The organism is Amycolatopsis eburnea, assembly GCF_003937945.1.
Classification (GTDB): Bacteria; Actinomycetota; Actinomycetes; order Mycobacteriales; family Pseudonocardiaceae; genus Amycolatopsis; species Amycolatopsis eburnea.
In genome coordinates this window covers 1-1,335 of record NZ_RSEC01000017.1, presented here as the reverse complement: position 1 = coordinate 1,335, position 1,335 = coordinate 1, and the positions used below count along the sequence as shown (strand labels likewise).

The following is a 1,335-nucleotide window of genomic DNA, read 5'->3' as shown; positions in this document are numbered from 1 at the left end:
CATGAACGACAGAGAGGATGGGGGTGAGCACCTCCCGCCAGGGTCTGACCCTATGAACGACTGACCCTTGGGTCTTTGACGGGATGTGTCGGCCCTGGTCGGGAGGTGCTCGCGCACTCACCGGACGGGCGTTGGTGACTTCATAGGAGCCTGGCCAGAGGCCCCATCTCTGTCTTGTCCCGCGTTGCCCGGCTGGTGCGTGCCGCCCTGCCCACCGTCAGCAGCAATCAGGACGACAATGCCCACTATCGCACCCCACCCCGCACCACTGCCCGAGATCACCGGCGGCGTCGACACCCACCTCGACACCCACACCGCCGCCGTGCTCGACCCGATCGGACGGATCCTGGGGACCCGGCAGTTCCCCGCCGACCCGGCCGGATATACCGCCCTGCTGGACTGGATGCACACGTTCGGGCCGCTGCGGCGGGTCGGGGTCGAAGGCACCGGAGCCTACGGCGCCGGACTGGCCCGGCAACTGCACCGCAAACAGGTCGAGGTCATCGAGGTCGACCGTCCCCACCGCAAAACTCGCCGGTTCCAGGGCAAGTCCGACCCGATCGACGCGATCGCCGCCGCCAGGACCGCCCTGGCCGCGGAACGCACCGGCATCCCCAAGCACCGCGACGGCCGGGTCGAGGCCCTGCGCGCCCTGCGGGTCGCCCGCCGCAGCGCGGTCGAGCAGCGCGCCGACACCCAGCGCCAGATCAGAGCCCTGATCGTCACCGCGCCCGACCCGCTGCGCGAGCGGCTACGCGGCCTGAGGGTCCCGAAGCTGATCACCACCTGCGCAGCGTGGCGTCCCGACACCGCCGACACTGCCGCACCGGCCACCGCGACCCGGCTCGCCCTGCGGTCCCTGGCCCGCCGTCACCAGCAGCTGACCACCGAGATCGCCGACCTCGACCAGCTCCTGCACCCACTGGTCGCCGCGATCAGCCCACGCCTGCTCGCCGTCCCCGGCGTCGGCACCGACGTCGCCGGCCAGCTCCTGGTCACCGCCGGGGAAAACCACGACCGGCTCACCTCCGAAGCCGCGTTCGCCATGCTCTGCGGGGCCGCTCCCATCCCGGCTTCGTCCGGCAAAACCACCCGGCACCGACTTAACCGCGGCGGCGACCGGCAAGCCAACGCCGCCCTTTACCGGGTCGTGCTCACCCGCCTGCGCTGGGATCCCCGCACCCGCGCCTACCTCCAACGACGCACCGCTCAAGGCCTAACCAAAAAAGAGATCATCCGCTGCCTCAAACGCTACATCGCCCGGGAGCTCTACCGGATCATCACCGCAAACGGCCTCGAACTCACCCCTCGACATCCATAGGAGCATCCCTTTCA

The 1,335-nt window shown here is 70.0% G+C and carries 1 protein-coding gene; it reads left to right on the top strand.

Annotated elements, in window-relative coordinates:
- The first annotated feature begins 238 nt into the window (after positions 1-238).
- On the top strand, positions 239-1,321 hold the full coding sequence (locus tag EIY87_RS03845; RefSeq protein ID WP_125306254.1) for an IS110 family RNA-guided transposase: 1,083 nt from the start codon (positions 239-241) through the stop codon (positions 1,319-1,321).
- The last annotated feature ends 14 nt before the right edge of the window (positions 1,322-1,335 follow it).